The organism is Amycolatopsis panacis, from assembly GCF_003600245.1.
GTDB classification, from domain to species: Bacteria; Actinomycetota; Actinomycetes; order Mycobacteriales; family Pseudonocardiaceae; genus Amycolatopsis; species Amycolatopsis sulphurea.
The window spans coordinates 14,587-36,792 of record NZ_QZFV01000131.1; the positions used below are offsets into that span (position 1 = coordinate 14,587).

The 22,206-nt window shown below is 68.3% G+C and carries 20 protein-coding genes; 1 reads left to right on the forward strand and 19 read right to left on the reverse strand.

All coding sequences use genetic code 11. The annotated features are described in order from the left end of the window. Positions 1 to 4: 4 nt before the first annotated feature. The 3 genes from ispG to dxr all read right to left on the reverse strand — a co-directional run bounded on the left by ispG (position 5) and on the right by dxr (position 3,702). The gene (ispG, locus tag D5S19_RS27695) at positions 5 to 1,156 is read right to left on the reverse strand and encodes a flavodoxin-dependent (E)-4-hydroxy-3-methylbut-2-enyl-diphosphate synthase (RefSeq protein ID WP_199730739.1); all 1,152 of its coding nucleotides are present in this window, start codon (positions 1,154 to 1,156) and stop codon (positions 5 to 7) included. Between the two features lie 116 nt (positions 1,157 to 1,272). Beyond that, complete coding sequence (locus D5S19_RS27700) at positions 1,273 to 2,496, reverse strand: M50 family metallopeptidase (RefSeq protein WP_120026315.1); 1,224 nt, start codon at positions 2,494 to 2,496, stop codon at positions 1,273 to 1,275. A 3-nt stretch (positions 2,497 to 2,499) separates the two neighbouring features. Next, the gene (dxr, locus tag D5S19_RS27705) at positions 2,500 to 3,702 is read right to left on the reverse strand and encodes a 1-deoxy-D-xylulose-5-phosphate reductoisomerase (RefSeq protein ID WP_120026316.1); all 1,203 of its coding nucleotides are present in this window, start codon (positions 3,700 to 3,702) and stop codon (positions 2,500 to 2,502) included. Positions 3,703 to 3,800: 98 nt separating this feature from the next. On the opposite strand from dxr, the gene D5S19_RS27710 reads away from it, so the two are divergent. After that, entirely contained in the window at positions 3,801 to 4,055 is a 255-nt protein-coding gene (locus D5S19_RS27710; protein WP_120026317.1) for a DUF2631 domain-containing protein, read from the forward strand. Positions 4,056 to 4,316: 261 nt separating this feature from the next. Here the strand turns inward: D5S19_RS27710 and D5S19_RS27715 are convergent, their stop codons facing one another. The 16 genes from D5S19_RS27715 to D5S19_RS27795 form a co-directional block, all read right to left on the reverse strand. Continuing rightward, the gene (locus tag D5S19_RS27715; protein WP_120026318.1) at positions 4,317 to 4,937 is read right to left on the reverse strand and encodes a DUF3558 domain-containing protein; all 621 of its coding nucleotides are present in this window, start codon (positions 4,935 to 4,937) and stop codon (positions 4,317 to 4,319) included. After that, positions 4,938 to 5,336, reverse strand: a complete 399-nt coding sequence (locus tag D5S19_RS27720) for a hypothetical protein (RefSeq protein WP_233574206.1) — start codon at positions 5,334 to 5,336, stop codon at positions 4,938 to 4,940. Positions 5,337 to 5,670: 334 nt separating this feature from the next. After that, entirely contained in the window at positions 5,671 to 7,440 is a 1,770-nt protein-coding gene (locus D5S19_RS27730) for an MFS transporter (RefSeq protein ID WP_120026319.1), read from the reverse strand. A gap of 247 nt (positions 7,441 to 7,687) precedes the next feature. Continuing rightward, positions 7,688 to 8,290 (reverse strand): class F sortase, encoded by a 603-nt coding sequence (locus D5S19_RS27735; protein WP_120026320.1) that lies wholly within the window; start codon positions 8,288 to 8,290, stop codon positions 7,688 to 7,690. Continuing rightward, positions 8,287 to 9,180 carry a choice-of-anchor P family protein gene (locus D5S19_RS27740; RefSeq protein WP_120026321.1) on the reverse strand — a complete coding sequence of 298 codons (894 nt, stop codon included), beginning with the start codon at positions 9,178 to 9,180 and terminating at the stop codon, positions 8,287 to 8,289. The genes D5S19_RS27735 and D5S19_RS27740 overlap by 4 nt, the downstream gene beginning before the upstream one ends. A 463-nt stretch (positions 9,181 to 9,643) precedes the next feature. Next, entirely contained in the window at positions 9,644 to 10,981 is a 1,338-nt protein-coding gene (locus tag D5S19_RS27745) for a hypothetical protein (RefSeq protein WP_120026322.1), read from the reverse strand. Positions 10,982 to 11,001: 20 nt separating this feature from the next. Next, on the reverse strand, positions 11,002 to 12,822 hold the full coding sequence (locus tag D5S19_RS27750) for an nSTAND3 domain-containing NTPase (protein ID WP_325050331.1): 1,821 nt from the start codon (positions 12,820 to 12,822) through the stop codon (positions 11,002 to 11,004). An 89-nt stretch (positions 12,823 to 12,911) separates the two neighbouring features. After that, the gene (locus D5S19_RS27755; protein ID WP_120026324.1) at positions 12,912 to 13,664 is read right to left on the reverse strand and encodes a TIR domain-containing protein; all 753 of its coding nucleotides are present in this window, start codon (positions 13,662 to 13,664) and stop codon (positions 12,912 to 12,914) included. 53 nt (positions 13,665 to 13,717) lie between these two features. Continuing rightward, on the reverse strand, positions 13,718 to 14,998 hold the full coding sequence (locus tag D5S19_RS27760; RefSeq protein ID WP_233574207.1) for a helix-turn-helix domain-containing protein: 1,281 nt from the start codon (positions 14,996 to 14,998) through the stop codon (positions 13,718 to 13,720). Positions 14,999 to 15,540: 542 nt separating this feature from the next. Beyond that, positions 15,541 to 16,545: an NBR1-Ig-like domain-containing protein gene (locus tag D5S19_RS27765; protein ID WP_147397525.1), complete on the reverse strand. Its 1,005-nt coding sequence runs from the start codon at positions 16,543 to 16,545 to the stop codon at positions 15,541 to 15,543. A gap of 92 nt (positions 16,546 to 16,637) precedes the next feature. Then, entirely contained in the window at positions 16,638 to 17,006 is a 369-nt protein-coding gene (locus tag D5S19_RS27770; protein WP_120026327.1) for a hypothetical protein, read from the reverse strand. 152 nt (positions 17,007 to 17,158) lie between these two features. Further along, positions 17,159 to 17,389 (reverse strand): hypothetical protein, encoded by a 231-nt coding sequence (locus tag D5S19_RS27775; RefSeq protein ID WP_120026328.1) that lies wholly within the window; start codon positions 17,387 to 17,389, stop codon positions 17,159 to 17,161. 56 nt (positions 17,390 to 17,445) lie between these two features. Next, complete coding sequence (locus tag D5S19_RS27780) at positions 17,446 to 18,819, reverse strand: serine hydrolase domain-containing protein (protein ID WP_158605660.1); 1,374 nt, start codon at positions 18,817 to 18,819, stop codon at positions 17,446 to 17,448. Between the two features lie 34 nt (positions 18,820 to 18,853). Continuing rightward, the gene (locus D5S19_RS27785; RefSeq protein ID WP_098510699.1) at positions 18,854 to 19,132 is read right to left on the reverse strand and encodes a hypothetical protein; all 279 of its coding nucleotides are present in this window, start codon (positions 19,130 to 19,132) and stop codon (positions 18,854 to 18,856) included. 31 nt (positions 19,133 to 19,163) lie between these two features. Beyond that, entirely contained in the window at positions 19,164 to 20,270 is a 1,107-nt protein-coding gene (rlmN, locus tag D5S19_RS27790) for a 23S rRNA (adenine(2503)-C(2))-methyltransferase RlmN (RefSeq protein ID WP_120026330.1), read from the reverse strand. 150 nt (positions 20,271 to 20,420) lie between these two features. Further along, positions 20,421 to 22,073: a glutamate--tRNA ligase gene (locus D5S19_RS27795; RefSeq protein WP_120026331.1), complete on the reverse strand. Its 1,653-nt coding sequence runs from the start codon at positions 22,071 to 22,073 to the stop codon at positions 20,421 to 20,423. Positions 22,074 to 22,206: the final 133 nt, after the last annotated feature.

The following is a 22,206-nucleotide window of genomic DNA, read 5'->3' on the forward strand; positions in this document are numbered from 1 at the left end:
CGGATCAGCCGACGGTGACGCTCGGGGCGCCCTCGCCGATGCCTTCGCCGGCTTCCTCGGCGATGCGCATGGCCTCTTCGATCAGGGTCTCCACGATGGCGTGCTCGGGCACGGTCTTGATGACCTCGCCCTTGACGAAGATCTGGCCCTTGCCGTTGCCGGACGCGACGCCGAGGTCGGCTTCCCGCGCCTCACCGGGACCGTTCACGACGCAGCCCATCACCGCGACGCGCAGCGGCACCTCCATCCCCTCCAGCCCGGCCGTGACCTGGTCGGCGAGGGTGTAGACGTCGACCTGCGCACGCCCGCAGGACGGGCAGGACACGATCTCCAGTTTCCTCGGACGCAGGTTCAGCGACTGCAGGATCTGCGCGCCGACCTTGACCTCCTCGACCGGCGGCGCGGACAGCGACACCCGGATGGTGTCCCCGATGCCCTGTCGCAGCAGGGCGCCGAACGCCACCGCGGACTTGATGGTGCCCTGGAACGCCGGGCCCGCCTCGGTGACGCCGAGGTGCAGCGGGTAGTCGCACTGCTCGGCGAGCAGCTCGTAGGCCCGCACCATGACCACTGGGTCGTTGTGCTTGACCGAGATCTTGATGTCGTGGAAATCGTGCTCGGCGAACAGCGAGGCCTCCCACAGCGCGGATTCCGCCAGCGCCTCCGGGGTCGCCTTGCCGTACTTCTCCAGCAGCCGCTTGTCCAGCGAGCCGGCGTTCACGCCGATCCGGATCGGCGTGCCGTGGTCCTTCGCGGCCTGCGCGATCTCCTTGACCTGATCGTCGAACTTCCGGATGTTGCCGGGGTTCACCCGCACCGCCGCGCAGCCGGCCTCGATCGCGGCGAACACGTACTTGGGCTGGAAGTGGATGTCGGCGATCACCGGGATCTGCGACTTCCGCGCGATCGCGGGCAGCGCCTCCGCGTCGTCGGCCGAGGGGCAGGCCACCCGGACGATGTCGCAGCCCGCCGCGGTCAGCTCGGCGATCTGCTGCAGGGTGGCGTTCACGTCCGAGGTCAGTGTGGTGGTCATCGATTGCACGGAGATCGGGTGGGCACTGCCGACCCCCACCGGTCCCACCATCAGCTGGCGGGTCTTGCGACGATCGGCGAGCACGGGGGGAGGCACGGCGGGCATACCCAAGGGGACGGTCACGCCGTCCAGCCTACTCACTTGCCCGGCGACCGGTTCAACGAAGTCGGCCGTCACGGTGAGCGGAATTACGGCCGGTCGGAGTGGCACCGGCCGGGCAACCCGGCCGGTGCCGGCGGCTACTGCAACCGGATCGGGTTGACAATGTCGGCGGTCACGGTCAGTAGCGTGATGCCCCCGCCGATCACCACGAGGACCATGGTGACCGCGGAGAGCTTCGTGTAGTCGACCGGCCCGCCCGCGGCCTTCCCGCGCAGACCGCGCAGCCAGTCCCGGACGCGTTCGTACCAGACCACCGCGATGTGCCCGCCGTCCAGCGGCAGCAGCGGCAGCAGGTTGAACACGCCGATGAAGAAGTTCAGGCTGGCCAGCAGGAAGAAGAAGATCTCCCACAGCCCCTGCTCGACCGCCTCGCCACCGATCCGGCTCGCGCCGACCACGCTGACCGGGGTGTTCGGATCGCGCTCCCCGCCGAAGATCGCACTGATCACGGCCGGGATCCGCTCCGGGAACTGCACCAGCCGCTGCGCGGTCTCGGAGAACATGGTGCCGGTGAAGGAGAACGTCGCGCCGATCGCGGTCGCACCGTTGTAATGCAGGTACGCGGGCGGGATCTGCGTGGAGGCCCCCATCATGCCGACCTCGCGGACCTGGCCGTCGCTGGTCAGCCGCTGTACCCGCGGGATGTCGACCACGAGGTTCAGCGTCCGGTCCCCGCGCTGGACGGTGATCGGCGTCGGGCCGCCGGAGTTCTGCACGATCTGCAGCACGGTGTCCCAGGCCGGCGTCGGCTTCCCGCCGACCGAGAGGATCTTGTCGCCCGGGAGCATCCCCGCGGCCTTCGCGGGGGCGGGCGCGCCGGGCGGGCACGCGGTGTCGTTGAGCTGCGCGGAGGTGGTGGCCGCCCGTGCGCACGAGGTGCTCGCGATGACCGGCTGCCGCGGCTCGGACGCGGCGGCGATGTTGGGCAGCCCCATGGTGACCGCCATCAGGTACAGCACCACGAAACCGAGGATGAAGTGGGTCACCGAACCGGCCATCATCACGACGGTCCGCTTCCAGGTCTTGAACCGCCACATCGCGCGCGGCGACTCTTCCTCGGTGACCTCGTCGAGGGCGGTCATGCCGGCGATGTCGCAGAAGCCGCCGAGCGGGATCCACTTGAGACCGTATTCGGTCTCACCGCGGCGGAACGAGAACACGGTCGGCCCGAAACCGACGAAATACCGGCGGACCTTCATCCCGAACGCCTTGGCCGTGACCATGTGGCCGGCCTCGTGCAGCGCCACGGAGATGCAGATCCCCAGGGCGAACAGCACCACCCCGATGATGTAGGCGAGCACGCGCTACTTCCCCTCGAGCATCGTCATTGCGCGCGCCCGAGCCCAACGCTCGGCCGCGAGTACATCTTCGACGTCGCGAGGTTCGCGACGCCATTCGTCGGCAGCTTCCACCACCTGCGAAACAGTGTCCACAATCGACGTGAAGCTGCTGTTCTGCGCGAGGAACGCGGCCACAGCCTCCTCGTTCGCCGCGTTGTAGACCGCGGGCAGGCAGCCGCCCACCGTGCCCGCCTCGCGAGCCAGCTCGACTGCCGGGAACGCTTCGTTGTCCAGCGGTTCGAAGGTCCAGCTCGCCGCGGTGTCCCAGCCGCACGCCGCGGCGGCGCCGGGCACCCGGTCCGGCCAGTGCAGCGCCAGCGCGATCGGCAGCCGCATGTCCGGCGGGCTGGCCTGCGCGATCGTCGAGCCGTCGGTGAAGGTGACCATGGAGTGCACGATCGACTGCGGGTGCACGGTCACGTCGATGCGCGCGGGCTCGATGCCGAACAGCAGCGCCGCCTCGATCAGCTCCAGGCCCTTGTTGACCAGTGTGGCCGAGTTGATGGTGATCAGCTTCCCCATCGACCAGGTCGGATGGGCCATCGCCTGCTCGACGGTGACGTCCGCGAGGTCGGCCCGCTTGCGGCCGCGGAACGGACCGCCGGACGCAGTGAGCACCAGCCGGGCGACCTCCTCGTCCCGGCCGGACCGCAGCGCCTGCGCGATCGCCGAGTGCTCGGAATCCACCGGCACGATCTGGCCGGGCTTGGCCGCGGCGAGCACCAGCGGGCCACCCGCGATCAGCGACTCCTTGTTCGCGAGCGCGAGCCTGGCGCCGGTGGCGAGCGTACGCAGCGTGGGATCGAGGCCCTGCGAACCGGGAAGCGCGTTGAGCACGACGTCGACTTCGACGGTCTCGATCAGCTCCGCCACCGCGTCGGCGCCGGCGAGGATGCGCGGGAGCCGGAACTCCCCCTTCGCGTAACCGCGCCGCTGAGCCTCCGCGTACAGCGCGAGCTGCAGGTCTTCCACCACCGTGGGCTTCGTCACGGCCACGGCGGTCACCTGATGCGCGAGCGCCTGCGCGGCCAGCGCAGCCGGATCGGAGCCGCCGGCGGCGATGCCGGCGACAGTGAACAGATGCGGGTTACGTGCGGCGACGTCGAGCGCCTGCGCACCCACGGACCCGGTGGAACCCAGCACGAGAACGCTTCGCGAGGTAGTCATCGAGAGTCATTATCGCCTGCCCGGGGCGTGTCCGCGGAGCACCCGCCGGTGTGGGATCATTCGGGGGTACAACGTCCGGTGGGCCCGAAGGAGTGGTCGTGGCAGGCAAGGCGATCGAGAAGCGCCCCCAGGTCGACCCGCGCGACGAACCGTCCGCGGAGTGGGGCTGGCACGGCTCGTTCCCGAAGGCCACCCGCATCGCGGGCTGGGTCAGCGCGCTCATCCTGCTGGTGATGCTCAAGGGCAACCACGAGAACAACACCGAGAACGTGTGGCTGATCGGGCTCGCCGCGTTCCTGGTACTGATGCTGCTGCTCGACCTGCGCCGCCGCCGTACCGCTTGGCGGAAGTAGTCCGCGAAGCGGTGAGTATCGGCCCGGTTACTTTGGCGGGCCATGAAATCTCGTTTGGTCGCGCTTGCTCTTGCTGTCTTCGCCATGTCGGCGTCCGTCGCCGCGTCCCGGCAGGCCAGTGAGTCATGACTGTGCAAATCGGCGAGACGAAGAAGCCGCGAAACCGTCGGGCGCCACGCACGACCGACCTTGCGCAGTGACCGCCCCCTGATCCCCGGTCGCCGCGCCGGACCCGATACCGGTGCGGCGGCCGGGTCTTATTCAGGCAGCGCCCTTGAGGTGCGTTACCACTGCTTCGGCGATCTTCTGCGCGCTCCTGCACGGGGTGGCCTTGTTCTGCCCGATGTTGATGCTGGTGATCACGGTAAAGGCGAGCTGGTCGGTGATGCCGACCCAGAGGCTGCAACTGCCGGACGAGCGACCGTCCTGCATGTCGGCGAAAGCCCCGGGATACCCGTTCACCGTGACCGGCTCGAAATAGGCGGACTTCGCCTTCTGCGCGTAGATATCGCTGATCCCGCCCTTGTTCTGCGGCACCGCGCCCACACCGACACCGTTCTCCGGAATCGTGGCGGCAGACCATCCACACAGGTCCGGCGGCCCTGGATTGACCCTGCCCGGCGGGGCCAGTCCGATGTCCTTGAGCTGCGCGTCGGTGAGCGCGCTGCACGGGTTGCTCAGCAGCTCCTGCGCCTGCAGGGGGGCGGGCACCTTAAGCGACGGATCCACCGACGATGAAGATCCACCAGGCGCCGAAGAAGACGGGGACGAGCTGTTGCCGGCCGAGCCACCGCCGCTACAAGCGACAAGGGACGCCACGGCCACAAACGCCAGGCCCGCCACAGTACCGGCGCGGCGAGAGCGAGACCAGTTTGCACGCACTCAGACATCTCCAGATTTCTTGACAGAATCGGCGGCTTCCTGCTCCGCCACTGTGATCTTGTTCTTGGCGGCCTTCAGCGCCGTGATGAAATTCGTGGTGTAGTCAACCATCGCTTGGTGTTCGGCCAGCAGCGACTGCCCCGACGGCCTGGCACCGTTGTCGATGAAGACGTGGCTCGCCACCTCATCCGCCGGCGCCGTCACGTAGGCGACAGCCCTCGCATTCTCAAGATCTTCTCGCAGGCCGACGAGCAGGTCTTCCCACTGCTTGATGACCCCGCCCGCCTCCTCCGCGTTGAACACATAACCCCCGCCAGGGCCGTACCCGTCAACCTGGATCGGCGGCACCGGCGGCACCGGGATCTTCGGCTGCTCCGGCTTCGATTGTTCTCCGGCCATGGCTCGTAAACCCCCCTCACTGCGTCGCCTCGCCGCCCGACTGCGGCAAGATCAACAGCTCGGATGCTAACGCACCGCGTCTGGTTCCTTCCGGAAACGAGACAACGCGCTGTTCTCCGCCAGGTGCAACCAACCAGACGACCGCATTCATGCTGGTCGCCCACCCCAATGGCGTCGCTAACCCGGGCCGCCGGCGATCGTCCCCGCCGACCCGGGCGGCCCGCTCGATGGCGCCCCGGCCCATCCGGTGAAGATCCGGCGAGCCGCCTTCGGCCATTGAACGCCCGCGAGCACAAAAAGGCCGTCCCGGACGAACTCCAGGACGGCCTTCTCGTCACCGATCGCTCTGTGGAGCGACCAGCTCGCTCGGCCCACCGCCGGATTCCCCGGCCACCGCGGCCAGTTCCTCGCCGACGGACTCGGCCGGTTTCTTCTTCGGGTCCGAGGTCAGCAGGGACGCGATCGCGCCGATCAGGCAGACCACGATGGCGAAGCCGAAAGCGACCGCGAGACCGTCCTGGAACGGACCGGAGATCAGGTTCGGGAAGAAGCTGCGGCCGGTGAGGAACGAGGCCTGGTCCGGCGGAAGGCTGCCCAGGTGGCCGCCGAGCAGCTGCTGGATCGGGTTGTAGCCGAGGAAGGCGGCGAACAGCACGGCGACCGCGGGCAGGTGCGCGACCTGGTCGGCCGGGCCGGCGGCCACGCCGTGCGAGGTGAGGCCCTGCTCCATCGCCGAGGGCAGACTGCTCGACAACCCGGCGATGATCAGGCTGAAGAAGAAGCCAATGGACAAGACCATCGCCGCGTTCTGGAACGTCGTCATCATGCCCGCGCCGGACCCCCGCGAGTCGGCGGGCAGACTGTTCATCACCTCGGCCCGGTTCGGTGAGGAGAACATGCCCATGCCGATCCCGTTGACCAGCAGGATGCCCGCGAACGCCCAGTAATCGAAATTCACCGGCAGCAGGATCAGCAGCAGGAACGTGACCGCGGTGATGACCAGGCCGCCAGAGGCCAGCGCACGGCTGCCGATGCGGTCGGAGAGCACGCCGGAGGTCGGCGCGGACACCAGGAAGCCGATCGTCATGGGCAGCATGTAGATCCCGGCCCACAGCGGCGTCTGCTCGAAGGTGTAGCCGTGTTGCGGCAGCCAGATGCCCTGCAGCCAGATGATCAGGATGAACTGCAGGCCGCCCCGGCCGAGCGAGGCGGTCAGGTTGGCCAGGTTGCCCCAGCTGAACGAGCGGATCCGGAACAGCGAAAGCCGGAACAGCGGGTTGGGCACCTTCGTCTCGATCACCACGAAGCCGATCAGCACCGCGATCCCGCCGATCAGGCAGGACAGCACCATCGGGCTGCCCCAGCCGGTCGCCGAGTCGCCGTAGGGCTGGATGCCGTAGGTGATGCCCACCAGCACCGCGATCAGCCCGACCGCGAAGGTGATGTTGCCCCACCAGTCCATTTTCGCGTGCTTGCGCACCCCGGTGTCGTGCAGCTTGAGGTAGGCCCAGACGGTGCCGATCACCCCGATCGGCACCGAGACCAGGAAGACCAGGTTCCAGTCGATCGGCGCCAGCACCCCGCCGATCACCAGCCCGAGGAACGAGCCCGCGATGGCCGCGACGCCGTTCATGCCGAGAGCGAGACCACGCTGGTTGGCGGGGAAGGCGTCGGTGAGGATGGCCGAGGAGTTGGCCATCAGGAAGGCGCCGCCGACGCCCTGCACGATCCGCCAGCCGATCAGCCACAGCGCGGCCGCGGGCCCGTCGAACCAGGTGACGGCCAGCATGATCGAGGACACCGTGAACACCAGGAAGCCGAGGTTGTACATCCTGGCGCGGCCGTACATGTCCCCCAGCCGCCCGAACGCCACCACCAGCACCGCGGTGACCACCAGGAAGCCCATGATCATCCACAGCAGGTAGCTGGTGTTCGACGGCTCCAGCGGGTTGATCCCGATGCCCTTGAAGATGTCCGGCAGCGCGATCAGCACGATCGACGAGTTGATGGTCGCGATCAGCATGCCCAGCGTCGTGTTGGACAGCGCGATCCACTTGTACCGCGGACCGAGTTCCGCGATCGAATAAGTCCGGCGCTCCGCCACAGTCGAAGACCTCTCTCCCAACGTTCCCTTAGCTAGGCTAAGCAAGTTGCTTGCGGTAGACAAGCAATCTTTCGGAACTGTTGCGAGACACGGATCACAATCGCTTGACTGTCCTTTGTGGATTGTTTACCTGCACCCCGCTCGAGTGAGCGGGCTCCGGAGGACGCTTCCGGTGCGGACCGACGAGCAGGGCCCCGTCATCCTGCCCGAGCGCAGGATGACGGGGCCCCGGTCCGGGACGGCTCGCTCAGGCGGCGAGAGTGCCGTACACGATGATGTTGTCCAGGTAGCTGTGCTTCTCCGGATCGAACGTGCCACCGCAGGTGATCAACCGGATCTGCGCGTCGCTGGTGTTCCCGTACACCGCTTCGGTGGGGAACGTCTTCTTCGCGATCTGGTCCACCTTGGTGACGGCGAACGTGGCCTTCGACCCGTCCTTGCGCCCGACCACGACCTGGTCGCCCTTCTTCATCTCGTGCAGCCGCCAGAAGATGCCCTTCTGGTGGTTGCCGTCGATGTGCCCGAGCACGACCGCGGGGCCGACCTCGCCGGGCGTCGGGCCGAAGCGGTACCAGCCCGCCTGCAGCGGCTGGTCGACCGGCGGGACCTGCACCGTCTTGTCCTCGTTGAGCCCGAGCGGGACCAGCGAGGAATGCGCGTCGATGCTCGGCACGTCGATCGACACCGGCTCCGATTTGACCATGCTCGCGGCCGCCGCGGGCGCGGCCGCCGGGGCGGGGTCGGAGGAGCCACAGCCGAGCAGGGCGAAGTTGGCGACCAGCGCCAGCAACAGGGCGAACAGCCCGAACCGGGCCCGCGGGCGGGCACCGGTGGTCGCGGGCTGCGTCACCGGGCGTTCCCCGCGGCCTCCGAACCGTCACCGGTCTCCGGCGCGCCGGCGGGCACCACGCTCACCTGGGCGGGACCACCCGCGGGCGGCTGGGTGTTGGTGTTCCCGCCACCGGGGTGACCCGGCTGCGACGGCTGACCGGGCCGGGTCGGCTGGCTCGGCTTGGTCGGCTCACTGGGCTTGGTCGGCTTCGTCGGCTCGGTCGGCTCGCCGCCGCCGGCGACCTTGGCGCAGGTGGACGAGGCGAGCACGATGTCACCGCTGCCGAGCGCACCGGTCACCTGGCCGCCGAGCAGCTTCAGGTGCAGCGCGTTCACGGTGAGGCTGCCGTCCGGGTGCTTGATCTGCTCGTTCACGATGACCTGCAGCACCTCCGGCACGCCGATCTTCTGGTTCGGCGGGGTGCCGAGCTCCAGGTTGCCGATCTTGCCGAGGTCGAGGCCGAGCAGCTTCGAGGTGCCGGTCACGCCCTGCGGGGTGGACTTGCACTCGGAGCTGATCACGCTGGTCTTCGGGGTGCTGCCGGCGAGCCCGGCGAGCAGCGGGATCGTGGCGTCCACGATGGCGGCCTTCGCGGTGACCGGCCCGTGGGCCCCGTCCTGCTCGGCCGAGCTGGTGATCGCCTTGGCGGTGATGACACCCTTGAGCGGAACGTCCACCACGTCGGCGGAGTGCTTGCCCGAGGTGGAGGACGCGGCCAGCTTGCCGGTCTCCACGGCGATTCCCTTGCCCCCCAGCACCCCGGGCAGCAGCGAAATCGCAGCGGAGGCGCCGTAAGCCGATCCGGCCGGCGCCTCGTCGGCCATCGCCGAGGGGGTGACGGTGGCGAGCAGGGCCAGTGCGGGGACGGCGACCGCAACGGTCCGTCCACGCAGCAGGGCAGAACGCATGAATTGTCCTTCCGAACACAGGATATGAAGCCTTCCGCGGATCCCCGAATCCGCGCGTGATCGACTGCAACTGTCGGCCACTCGGCGAGAAGGCGACATTATCAAGAGGGACCTGGAACGCAAACCAAGATCATCCCGAGGCCGCTGCGGCACCGTTCGGATCAGTGATCGCAGCACGGAATTCATCCCCGAAAGAGTGATGTAACACAACCTTCTCGTTCGAGTGACTATCACGCTGTGCGACCACGTACCGCGGCAATCTTCCCAGGACTGCCCTACAGGCAACTCTTATGGGTGATCCTACGATGGGTTTCACCCATACACCCAACGTGATGTGACCGATACCGCTCTCACCTTCGGCGGACCGCCCGGGAATTCATCCCGGCATCTCCGGACACGAGGTCGGCAATTGTCCACAATGGAGCTGCGGATTCGCGGGCGCGGGCACCCCGCAGCGGCCTGGTCAGGAGGAGGAGTCATTTTCCGGAGGTCCGGGATGCTCGATATGGTCGGTCTTCTCCCCGTTCGCTTCGGCACCCGGATCCGGCCGCTGCGGGGTGGGTTCCCCGGTGCCCGGTTCGGCCGAGGCCGGCGGTTGCGCGACAACACCCGGCGGGAGAGGCGGCGAAGGCTCGCCCCGACCTTCCTGCGCCCCTGCTCGCGATACTTCGGCCGCGCCGTCCGGCTCCTCCGAAGGCTCCGCAGACGCGACCGGCTGTACAGAGTCCGGTTCCGGACCATCGCCGAGCAGTTCCGGATCCAGTGTTGAGAACGTGGAGTGGAGTTCCTGGGCCGCCGCCGTCTTGCCGGCCGCGCGCAGGCCGTCGGCGACCCTGTCCACGAACAGGTCCCGCTCCGGGCTTCCGGCTTCCAGCCCGGCGCGATCGAACATCTCCTCGACGACGTCGGACAGGGAACGCGGCGACGCCACATCCTCATCGGGCACGTATCCGCCGGAGAAGTCCACCTCGAACATCGACATGTCCCCGCCGGAGGGCAGGCCCTGCTGCGCAGGCGGTGTCCACTGGTTGTTCGCGGCCTGGGCGAGATCCGCCAGCGTCGGAATGTCCTGCACCACGGTCTGCACATCGTTCTCGTGCCGCGAAAGCCACCAGACGACGGCGCTGCCGGTATCACGCAGGACGTCCTCTCCGAGGTAGCGGCGCTTGTCCTGCTCTCGATGGCGCTGGTAGTCCCAGACCTCGGCGTCCTTCCTGGTCCGGGCGAACATCTCGAGCCGTTCCCGATCCGCAGGCTCCAGCTCGAGCCGGACTCCGGCCGCGGACGCCTCGACCGCCCCGGTCCGGTCCAGCCGGGGCTGCCCGAGCAGGCTGTCCAGCCGATGCCGGACCTGCTGGTGATCGAGCGGCTCCTCCGCGGCGGTCACGTCCTTCGCCTGAGCCACGATCGCCTCGATCGCCAGCGCGGCGGGATTCCCGTGCACCGGCTGAGGCACGTCCGGCCGGAACCGCCAGTACACCGTCGCCGAGAAGACGAACCGGTAGTCCGGCTGAGCACTGGGCAGCGCCGTCACCGGGACCGAAGTCTGCTGGTGCCGGACCGGCTCGGGAGCCGGTGGCGGTGGCTGGACGGCCAGCCGCTGCGCCGACATCCGGAGGTCCAGGTCCCGCTCGTACGCCAGCCGTGCCCGGGTCCGCCGGTGGACGACGCCGGGAATCACCAGCAGGGGCACTGCGAACAGCAGCCAGAGCGGCCAGCCGAAGACAAAACCGCAAATCACCGGCACACCGGCGCACAGGAACACCGCGGCGCCCAGCATGGACTTGTCGGACGAGTTCATTTCTTTCCTTTCAGGCCGAGTCACCGGGAATGCCACCCCTGTGCCTCGTCGATACAACGCCGGACTACTCCGGCCACGCGCATACATTCGGCACGATCGGTGCCATTCCTCGCCCAGTCCCGCGCGATGACGAAAACAGCGGCGAGAGTCCGTGGCTCATCTCTGACCGAGCCCACCACCACCCGGACAAGTACCGGCACTTTCGAGTTTTCCACCTTGGTGCAGCCGGCCAGCCATTCTTGGAGATACTCTCGCCATTCCGGCCCGGACAGAGCCCGCAGGGTTCTGCGCCACAACCGTCCGGCGCACCGTTGCACGACCGGATCGGCCGAGTAGTGACGTCCCCGGAAGTCGGAGACCATCTGCATATCGGGATGAAGCACGCGGCGGATCAAGTCGTCCTCGGCCTGCCCGCCGCCACGCCGGGTGTCATCGGCCAGCCACCACAACAGGCGGCGATAGATTCTCAGGTTCGATCGAAGCAGGCCCAGCAGCTTCTCCACCGCGACGGCATCCACGTGATCACGACGGCGCTGCGTCAGCCAGCGAAGTCTCGTGAGCGCCTGTTCGGGGTAGGCCGGTGCCACTGTGGACACACACAAGTCGGCGATGACCCCGGCAAGCTCTTTCGGAAGGTCCGGCGATTTTGCCCATTCGTAAAAATTCCCGCGAAAAGTCCGGCCGTGCCGGGAATGCTCCAGGCCGGCGCGCAGGACCACCGCGGCCGATTCGGCTCCCCTCCGGTCTGCGCACCACTGCTCGGCCAGGCTCAGGAGATGCCCCGGCCGATCCGCGGCAAGGCATTGTTCGGCCGCGCGCCCGGCGAGGACCAGCTGGGACCGCTGCTCAAGATGGGAATAAACCTGCGCCACCCACTCACGAAGACTCTCGTGCAGGTGCGGGTTCTCTCCCCAGAAGTACCCGGCCACCGCGCGGCCATAGCCGAATTTCTTGAAGTATACCGACCCGTGTTCATCCACCTCCAGATGGATTTCCTCCAACATCGAATACAACGAATCTCTCTCCAGTACCGGAGTTTCGTTTCCCGGATGTGCCACGATTTTCAAGAGAATTTCGGTGGCCTGGAAGACAACGTTGCCATGCTCGCCCTCGAGCATGGCGGCCGCGAAGGCGAGAGCCCGCATCGCGCCATTCACACACTTGCCCAGCTCCGTCCGGACCGAACCCTGCTGATCGAAAACCGCACTCAGCGCACCCTGCAGCAGCGTGCGCAGATCCGACGGCTCGGTCCGCCACTCGGCCCGCCCCCGGACCGCCTCGGCGAACCGGGCCAGCTTGTCCATGCTCGCCCCGGCAAGGTGCTTCTGAAAACCTTCCGGCTCAGGCAACCGACCACGAAAAACGACTTCACCGGCGGCGAGATGCCGCTGCAGGACGATACGCCAGTCAGGGCGGCCGAGCGATACGGTGTATTGACGGCTTTCGTCCCGCTCGACCTGAGTCTCCAGCAACGGGTTCAGGATCACGACGAGTTTCGCCGACCTGACTTCCCCGACTTTGGCTCGCAGATTCGCCGCGGACCGCCGAAAACCTCCGTACCGGTCCCGGTCCACCTGCGACAGATCCAGCAACAGCAGGTCGCCGTCGGCCACTTCGTCCGATCGGAACTCGTCGGACGAGTCCTCCGAGGAGACGATCCGGAACAGATGTCCTGCATCGGCATACAGCCGCAGCAGCATCTTCGCCGCAGTACGCCGCCCGGTACCGGGCTGCCCTTCGAGAAGCACCACGCCGTACTTGTCGAGTGCACTCTGTGCCTGCGCGAACCCCCGCGGCGGCTCGTAGCGACGGTACAGCCACCCCAGATCCGATTCGTCCACCTGATCGAACGCCCGCCGGCGTTCCCCGGTGCCGGTGAAGTTGATCTGTACCGTTCGCGCGCCGCCGCCGAATGGCTGGGTACCGGCGGTCAACGCCGCGATTCCCCGTCCAGGCCACCGTCGGCGGGCCCGCCATTCGGCAGATTGAGGAAGGTGCCCGGCCCGGTATTGGCCGGCCCGGTGAACTTCGAACCGCCGAACACGTCTCCGTGGTAAGAGTGCTGCTGGTGGCCGCCCTGGTACCGGTCTCCGAGGTCGACCCGGAGCTCACTGCCGGACACGGTACCGAACGCGGCGCCCCGCCCGCTGTCGCGCACGTCGCTGCGCACCGCCCCTCGGCCGGCTTCCTCTTCCGCGGATTTGCTGCGGTCCTTCAGGTTCGGCACGAACTGGAGCAGGTCGAGTGCGATCTGCTCCAGCGATGCCTCCGACTCCTGGTCGCGGTAGGTCCGGTAGTGGAGGTTCGCCAGCACCGCCAGTGGTTTCGGCAGCTGATCCATGGGCAACGGGCACGGCGCGTCTTCATCGAGGATCGGGATCACTCGCACCCCGTGTTCGAGGGCCAGGACCAGTTCCCGGTGAATCCAGTCATCGGGGTCGTCGATCCGGCGCCGGCCCGCGGCATCAGCGGCCGTCAGCCAGTGGGCACCGATGACACACAGCAGCACCTTGCTGCCCCACACACCGTTCTTCAGCACCTCGGGGAAAGAGGCACCGGCCGGAATGCAGCGGTGGTCCCGGAACACATATTCGACACCGAATCGATGACACAGATCACGATCGATGATCGTGGCCAGCTTCTCACCGTCTCCGGTGCGATAGTTCATGAATATTTCAGGCATGATAAATAGGCCTTTCCCTGATTGACGCAAAACCAGCCGATTGAGGAGAAGATTTAATTCGTTGTGCTCAACTGAAGGGTCAGCTGCGGGTATACCTCCTGGACTGCCCGGGTACGAAGGTGCCGGGAAAAGATCCTCTTCAGCCGGAGCAGGTCCTGCGCGACGGTCGCCGATCCGACGATTTCCGCCGGCCCCAGCAATTCGGACACCAGCGCACAGGCCTGCTCGATTTCGTTCAGCTGCGCATAGGCCAACGCCCTGCGCGCACCATATCGTGCTCTCGTACGCAATGCGTCGCCCGGCACTGATTCGAGCTGGCGGTCGAGAACCACCGCAGCCTCCCGCGGCCGGCCGAGATCGAGCAGGCACCAGCCGACGGCCATTGCCGCCGGATCGTCGAGATTCGTCGTACCCAGCACGGGAGACGACCATTCCCCTTCTTCCGCCGGCGCGATCAGCAGCGGCCGCGCCCGGTCCAGCGCGCGCATGCAGGTGTCGTAGTCACCGGCCAGGGCATGGCCCTGAGCCTCGTGCTGCGCGGCGAATCCGAGGATTCGCGCCGGCACAGCCCCGCGTTGCGCCTGCTGGGCAAGGCCGATCGCCTCGGCCGCGTCGTCACGGTAAAGCGAGATCAGCGCACGCCGGGTCAGCGCGTAGCTGGCGAAATGCCGGTCCCCGCCCGAAGCCGCCATTTCCACTGCCCGATCGGTCCACCACAGCGCGCCTCGTTCGTCCCCGGCTTCCTGGGTCATCCACCCGGCGAACTCGGCGAATCGGGAGGCGAGCCGGAACAGCTGCCCGGACTCGTCGGCGCCGGCCTGCCCGGTCAGCGCGCGCACCGTGTGGGTCTGCGCGACGAGCGTAGGGAGCACCACTCCCGGGCTCGCCGTCTGCCCGAGTTTCCGAATCTGGTCGAACTGCCGGCGGAACGCGACTGCGGCGGTGCCTTCCACCGACCGCACTCGCGCGGGTACGCCCATGCTGAATCCGGCCGCGGCACCCAGTGCGAGTGCCTCCCTCCGGCCCATCGGCCGGAACCAGCCTGCTCCGTCCCCGGTCAAGTTCATCATCCACGCCTCTCCGTCGTCGGCGACCTCGACCGGGCGCGGACGGGCTTCCGTCGCGCCGGCGAGAGCGGCAAGCCTTCCTCCGGCATCCAGCTCGGCGTCGCAGCGGCGAGCGAATTCGGGCTGCGCATGCTTCAGCCCGTTCTCGATCTTGCTCAGATGACCCTTGCTGTAGTGCACTGCGGCGGCGAAATCCGCGAGCGAAATACCGGCTCGCGTTCGCCACCGCCGAAGCTCGATGCCGAACCGCACGTCGTCGCCTGCCACTGATTCCTCCCCGTTGCCTGTTGCCCGTCGCCGAGGCCGTCCGGAAAGCCTTCGTTTCCTTTCCGGACGGCGGCACGCTGAACAGTGCAGCACACCGGCAGCCGGTACCCGAAACCAAGATCTCCGATTTACAACGGATGGAGTCATGCTATGAGCGCAGTTCGGCACGTGCGGCAGGAAACGACGCGAATGGGGCACGCGCGGCGACCGGCCGCAGTCGTGATCCTTGTCCTCAAGACCCTTCTCGAAGTGCTCGCCAGCCTCTCGCGAGCACAACCGGACTGGTTGGGCGTACTCGTCTTGTGCTTGTCCCTGGCCGGCGGGCTCCTGCGATACCACGGCCGTTCCACGCCTGTGCACGATGCCTGTCACAGCGACGATTCTGCAGGTAGCAGTCTGCCGGAAGGAAACCGAAACGGACGGTTTCCCGGTGCCGGGTAGAGAGGAAACAGGAAACCCTGCTCGGACCTGGGCCGGAATGCGCGCACGCCGGACGCGGCGCCGGCCGGTTCACCGTTGCCGCGGGACTCGGCCCGTCGTCTTCAGTCTTCGGTCACCCGGACCTGGTAATAGACACCGGTCCGTTCGGGAAAGACCAGGGCACCGCGGGCGTCGGCCATCTTCCACAGGACGTGGCAGATGCCGGTGCCCCGCGGGGTGACCTGAACGCGGACTTCGGTCAGCGCACCGGGTTCGGTGTCCGGGACCGGGACGCGGTCCGGGGATTCGCACAGCACGGTGGTGCCGCCCGCGACTTGCAGGTACCGGTCATGCCACGGGACCGAGCCGAGGTTCTTCAGGCGCCAGATCTTCGTGAACGGGCGGCCGGCCACCACGGTGGCTCCGTCCGGGAACGTCACGTCGCCGGGCAGACCGTCGCCGCCGAAAGAGGATGCGTCGCCGGGGAGTGGATAGCGCGGGGCAGCGGCCTCCTGGCCCGGCGTAGCGAGCACGACCACCGCGATCACCAGCCCGAGCATGACGACTGCGGTCGCCGCGACTCCCCACAGTGGGCGGGAGGGGATGCGAAGCGGGGTGACCGGGCTTTCGGGCGGGACGAGTGACGGAGAGGGGTCCGGCGGATCGGCCGCGACGGAGGTGTCCGAGCCGGCGACGCTCGGCTGCCCGGACGACGCCCGGTCGCCCACGGGACAAACCGCCTCACCACCGCCCGCCCGGATCTCCGTCACGGACGCCGTTTCCCAGCGTTCCCGCCATTCCCGGCGGACGCTCTCCTCATCCCCGCCCAAGGCCGTGACAGCCAGGCTGCGGACGAACTCCCACGTGGTCGGCCAGGTAGGCAGAGTGCGGCCCCGAGCGGCGGCGGACAGAGCGGATTTCGACGCGGCCGCCCGCAGCTGCGTACGCATCCGGTCGTAGGACGGGTCGCCCGCGGACAGTTTCAGGTCCAGCAGGGCGGCGGCGAAGCGTGCGGCGGGGCCGGCGTTGACGTCCGGCACCGTGTGCCGTCGTCCCCGCCGGGCCGAAGTTGCGGGAGGTTCGGCTGCGCCACCCGTGCTGTCCGGGGTGCGCCCCGGCTCGCCCATACCGCCTCCAGTGATCGTCTCCGCTCACTGGAGCGTGCCAGGTGGCCCGGGACGTCGCCGCCCCGGGCCACCGGCCGTTCAGTTCGGCGCGATCAGATGGAGCAGCCCTCTTGGATCCGCTTCACGACGTGGTCGACACCGATGTGGAACTTCTTCTTGCCGCTGGTGCCGCCGTTGGTGGTCATGCACTCGACGCTCAGCGCGCCGCCGCCGGTGGTGTCCTTCAGCACGATGCCCGCGGACACCTTGTGCGAACAGTGGTTGTTGAAGTACACGGTGACGCTGGTGAAGCCGTCGCCCCATGAGTAGTTCGCCTTGGCGTTCTTCGGCGAGCTGCAGGCGATGCTCGCGGTGTGCTTGGCCTGCGTGCTCATCGTGCCCGCGGTCGCGGCCGGCGCGGTGGCACCGACCAGCGCGATGCCCAGCGCGGAAGCGGTCAGCAGTGTCTTGCCCATCTTCATGGCCCGATGTCCCCTCAGACGTTTCGGAATTGCGGTCGTCCCGGCCGGCCCGGTGTCCCCATCCCAGCCGCCCGAGAGCCCTGTCCTCAAGAGATCGCCGTCCATGGTCAAATGGCCACGAAGTTCGCGCAGGTCAGCGAATTGTCCAGGGTTCAGTCAGATGGTCCGCGAAGTGTCAGGACGACACGTAAGACGTGTTCGACCGCCGAAGCGAACATCGCGCCGCGCAGCTCCCCGCGAGTGGCGAGGTTGCGCGCGGCGAAGTCGAGCATGTGCTGCGGCCCGACCCGGCGGACCACGAGCGCGGCGACCTCTTCGAGTTCGAGATCCGGATTGTCCATCCGTGCGAAGGAGAACTCGATGAGGAGTTCTTCGTCGGTCATGCCGTCTCCCGCGACCACGCTTCCCAGCGTAGCCAGATCCGGCCGGCCGGATCTGGTTACCCGGCCACGATCCGGGCTACCTCGCATACGACGGCGGCGAGCAGCTCCTCGTCGTCGCCCTGCCCGAGCCGGACCACGACCAGCTCGTGCTCGGGCAGGACGAACACGCGCTGCCCGTACATTCCGGAGGCCAGCGCGGTCCGGTCCGGCACACCGCCTTCGTACACCGGTCGCCCGAGCCAGCAGAGGCCGCCGCCGTAGAGCCCCTCGTCGTCGGCTTCCGCCGGGGCGAGGACGTAGTCCAGCCATCCCCCGGGCAGCAGCCGTCTGCCCTGCCAGACGCCGTCGTCGAGCACGAACTGGCCGAACCTCGCCCAATCCAGCGCCGTGGCCAGGCACACGCCGGAGAGCAGGAAGTTCCCGGCGGCGTCGGAGCCGAGCAACACGCTGTCCATCCCCAGCGGGTCGAACAGCAGTCGCCACGGCACGTCGACCGGCTCCGCCAGCCCGGCGGCCGCGGCCACCCGGACGGCGATGCCCGCGCTGAGCAGCGGATCGCTGTTCTGGTAAGCGCATCGTGTGCCCGGCGGGGCAAGCAGGCCGAGCCCGGACATGTCGCGCCAGACGTCGTCCGGCCCGGCGTAGACGCCGAAATGGCGGTCGCCATGCGCCCACGCGGCGGCCCCGGGCGGGCAATCGAGCCCGCTGCTCATGGCAAGCAGGTGGCGCAGCGTGATGCCGGACCGCGCGTCGTGCGCCCACTCGGGCACCGGCGCCGGCCGGTCCAGCTCCAGCAGTCCCTCGTGCACGAGCCGCCCGGCCAGCACCCCGGCCACGCTCTTCGTTGCCGACCAGCCGTTGTGCCGCATCTCGCGGGGAAACCCGGGCGCGTAGCTTTCCGCGACGAGTTTCCCCCGGTGCGCCACCACGGCCGCCCGGCCCAGCCCGTCGGAGGTGAGCCGATCGAGCAACGCCCGGATCCGGCTCACCGCACCGGCAGGCAGCTGCCCTGTCTCGGGCTCGTCCCCGAGGGGCCACGGCCTGCCGATTTCCCGTTGAGGCACTTCGGGTTCCGGCGCACGCACGAGGGGCTCGGCAGCGCCGGACGGGAGCACCTGCAGCCCGTGACGGCCGTTGCGCACCACAGTGCGCTCAAGCCCGCTGTCCGCACGCAGCGTGATCCGTTGCGGATCATGGGAAATGCTGACGCGGTCCCAATCCAGCGGCGCCGCCGGGTCGGTCGCTTCGAGCAGCTCCGTGAACGCCGGTTCCGGCAGATCCTCGGACAGCACCGCCTCGACTGGACGTCCTTGACCCAGCACGCCCATCGCCAGCCGGAGAGCGTGGAAGCCCAGCCATTTCCGCTCCGCGTCCACGGCGAGGCGAACGGGCCGGATCAGGGACGGTCGCGCACTGTCGGGCCGGTGCATTTCGTCCCCTCGCGCGTCCGCCCGAAGATTCGGGTCAGCGGGCGGCGAGCCAGGGCGCCAGCAGCGCTTCCAGGTCCGCGTCCGAAACCGCGCCCGGCCCGCCGTGGAACTCGTGCCACCGCGCGGCATCGCGGGCCGCGTAGAAGTCGACCTCGAAAGCGCGCATCAGCACGTACATGAAGCTCACCGCGTTGAACCGCTCCCCCAGCAGCTCCCTGGCCGCGCGGGCGATATCGACGGCGCACCGCTCGGCGTCGCCGGTCAGCTTCAGTTCCTCGGCCGCCGGATCAAGCAGGCTCGGCGCAGACAACACGGTTCATTACTCCAAGACTCGAAACGAACAATCAGCCTTCGGCCGCCAGCTGCCCGCAGGCGGCCGCGATGTCCTGACCCCGGGTGTCGCGCACCGTGCACGCCACCCCGCCGGCGTTGACCAGGCGCACGAATTCCCGCTCCACCGGCTTCGGCGAGGCGTCCCACTTCGAACCCGGCGTGGGGTTCAGCGGGATCACGTTCACGTGCACCAGTTGCCCCAGGTGTTTGCGCAGCCGCTTCGCCAGCAGCTCCGCCCGCCACGGCTGGTCGTTGATGTCGCGGATCAGCGCGTACTCGATCGACACCCGGCGACCGGAAGTGTCGGCGTAGTACCGGGCCGCGGAGAGCACCTCGTCCACCGACCAGCGCTCGTTCACCGGCACCAGCGTGTCGCGCAGCTCGTCGTCCGGGGTGTGCAGCGACACCGCCAGCCGCACCTGCATCTTCTCGTCCGCGAGCTTCCGGATCGCCGGAGCCAACCCCACCGTCGACACCGTCACCGAACGCTGGCCGATGCCGAGACCGCCCGGCGCGGGATCGGTGATCCGGCGCACCGCTGCCACCACCCGCTTGTAGTTCGCGAGTGGTTCGCCCATCCCCATGAAGACGATGTTCGACAGCCGCCCCGGACCACCCGGCAGCACGCCGTCGCGCATCACCGCGGCGGCGGAGCGGACCTGGTCGACGATCTCCGCGGTGGACAGGTTGCGGTCGAGCCCGCCCTGGCCGGTCGCGCAGAACGGGCAGGCCATCCCGCAGCCCGCCTGGCTGGAGATGCACAGCGTGGCGCGGTCGGGATAGCGCATCAGGACGCTTTCCAGCAGCGTGCCGTCGTGGGCGCGCCAGAGCGTCTTGCGGGTCGCGCCGCCGTCCGCGGCCAGCGCGCGCACCTCGGTCAGCAGCGGCGGCATCAGCTCGGCCACCAGCCGTTCTCGCGCGGCGGCGGGGATGTCGGTCATTTCGGCCGGATCGACGGTCAGCCGCGAGAAGTAGTGGTTCGACAGCTGCTTGGCACGGAACGGCTTCTCCCCCAGCCCGGCGACGGCTTCGGCCCGCTCCGCGACGGTGAGGTCGGCGAGATGGCGCGGCGGGAGGCCGCGCTTGGGCGCATCGAAAACAAGCGGGAGGGCAGTCATGACCGATCCAGTATCTCACACCACGCGAACGCGCCGATCAGCCCCGGTGGCCGAAGCCGTACGGGGCACCTTCACCGACCCGCCGCTCAGGCGGTGAGGGGCACCCTCACGGAATCAGCGTCCGTGAAGGTGCCCTTCACGGAACCCCGCTCAAGCGGTGAGATTCCCGAATCGCCGCAGGGTCTCCTCGCGGCCGAGCGCCTGCGTGATCGAGTGCAGGTCCGGGCTGCGGGTGGAGCCGGTGATGGCGATCCGGATGATCTGCGAGGCCTCGCGGATCGAGCCGGGGTAGGCGTCCGGATCCTTCTTGTACTCCTTGGCATTGCGGGCGAATCCGTGCTTCGCGGCGACGTCGCGGATCTGCTGGAACCATTCCTGGCCGTCGTCCAGCTGACGGTAGGCGCCGACAAAATCGGCCGCGACCGCGCGCACCACATCCGGGGCGACGCCGAGCGCGGCGATCCGCTCGTCGTCCGGACCTGTCACCGGCTGGTGCAGCTCGGGGAAGAAGAACCCGTAAACGGCGCGGAAGTCGCTCCACTTCTTCAGATCCTTACGCGGGTTCTCGGCGCCTTCGCGCTCCACTGCGAGCGCGCGCAGCGCCAGCGCACGCGACGACTCCAGCAGCTCGCGCAGCTGCGGGTCGAACTGCTGCGCCCACTCCTGCACCGCATCGAGGATCTCCGCACCGGACATGGTCGCGACGTAGTCGGCCGAGATGTCGTCGAGCTTCACCAGGTCCACGAGAGGGCCGGCGACGCCGCACTCGTCGAGGTTGATGGGCTCTTCGAGCGCCTGATCGAGCGGCAGCTCGGCGAGCCGGCCGTTGGCCAGGCCGCGCAGGTAGTACAGCACCGCGCGCACCGGGAAGCCGGACTCCAGGTAGAAGTCGACCGACGCTTCCGGGTCCTTGCGCTTCGACAGCTTCCGCTTGCTGCCGCCTTCCTGCTTCATCAGCGGCGCGACGTGCGCGTACTGGATCGGCTCGAAGCCCAGCGCGCCGAACAGTTGCTGATGCACCGGCACCGAGGAGATCCACTCGTCCCCGCGGATGACGAGGTTCACGCGCATCAGGTGATCGTCGACAGCGTGCGCGAAGTGGTACGTCGGCAGCCGCGGGCTCTGGTCGGAGCTCTTGAGGATCACCACGTCGTTGCGGTTCGCCTCGGCCTCGATGGTGCCGCGGATCGCGTCCGTGAAGCGCACGCGCGCACCGGTGTCGTCCGGCGCGCGGAAACGGACCACCCACGGCTCACCCGCGTCGAGCTTCGCCTGTACGTCGGCAGCTTCGGCGTCACGCCAGATCGCCCACGAGCCGTAGTAGCCGGTGGGCAGCTTCGTCGCCTGCTGACGCGCGGTGATGGACGCCAGCTCGTCCTTGGTCGCGAAGTCGATGTACGCACGGCCTTCGCGGAGCAGCTGCCGGACGTAGGTGAGGTAGATCTGCTCACGCTCGGACTGACGGTACGGCCCGTACTCGCCACCGCGCGCCGAGTCCTCGTCGGCGGTCAGGCCGAAGTACGCGAAGCCGCGCGCGAACTGATCCAGCGCGCCCTCGACCTCGCGTGACTGGTCGGTGTCCTCCACGCGCACCAGGTACCGACCGCCGGAGTGCAGGGCCACGTCCTGGTCGATCGTGGCCGTGTAGATGCCGCCGATGTGCACGAAGCCGGTGGGCGACGGGCCGAACCGGGTCACCTTCGCGCTGTCGGGCAGCTGCCGAGCCGGGTAGCGCTGCTCCCAGTGCTCCGGTTCGGGCAGATCCGCGGGGAACAGGGCGTCGATGACCGAACGGTCCAGCATCGGAAGTCGGGTCTCCCAGGTCGTCGGGGTGCTTGAGGGTGCCTGCTGCAGTATCGCCGACCGCCGTTTCCGGTGGCCGGTCAGGTCCGCCGTTGCGTGACGACCGTTTCCGATATATCGTGAACGTGTCGCA

Coding starts and splice junctions, on each gene's coding strand:
- rlmN (WP_120026330.1), bottom strand. CDS start 20,270: ATGACTGCCCTCCCGCTTGTTTTCGATGCGCCCAAGCGCGGCCTCCCG.
- D5S19_RS27765 (WP_147397525.1), bottom strand. CDS start 16,545: ATGGGCGAGCCGGGGCGCACCCCGGACAGCACGGGTGGCGCAGCCGAA.
- D5S19_RS27795 (WP_120026331.1), bottom strand. CDS start 22,073: ATGCTGGACCGTTCGGTCATCGACGCCCTGTTCCCCGCGGATCTGCCC.
- dxr (WP_120026316.1), bottom strand. CDS start 3,702: ATGACTACCTCGCGAAGCGTTCTCGTGCTGGGTTCCACCGGGTCCGTG.
- D5S19_RS27755 (WP_120026324.1), bottom strand. CDS start 13,664: ATGCCTGAAATATTCATGAACTATCGCACCGGAGACGGTGAGAAGCTG.
- D5S19_RS27720 (WP_233574206.1), bottom strand. CDS start 5,336: ATGGCCGGAGAACAATCGAAGCCGGAGCAGCCGAAGATCCCGGTGCCG.
- D5S19_RS27780 (WP_158605660.1), bottom strand. CDS start 18,819: ATGCACCGGCCCGACAGTGCGCGACCGTCCCTGATCCGGCCCGTTCGC.
- D5S19_RS27745 (WP_120026322.1), bottom strand. CDS start 10,981: ATGAACTCGTCCGACAAGTCCATGCTGGGCGCCGCGGTGTTCCTGTGC.
- D5S19_RS27770 (WP_120026327.1), bottom strand. CDS start 17,006: ATGAAGATGGGCAAGACACTGCTGACCGCTTCCGCGCTGGGCATCGCG.
- D5S19_RS27775 (WP_120026328.1), bottom strand. CDS start 17,389: ATGACCGACGAAGAACTCCTCATCGAGTTCTCCTTCGCACGGATGGAC.
- D5S19_RS27740 (WP_120026321.1), bottom strand. CDS start 9,180: ATGCGTTCTGCCCTGCTGCGTGGACGGACCGTTGCGGTCGCCGTCCCC.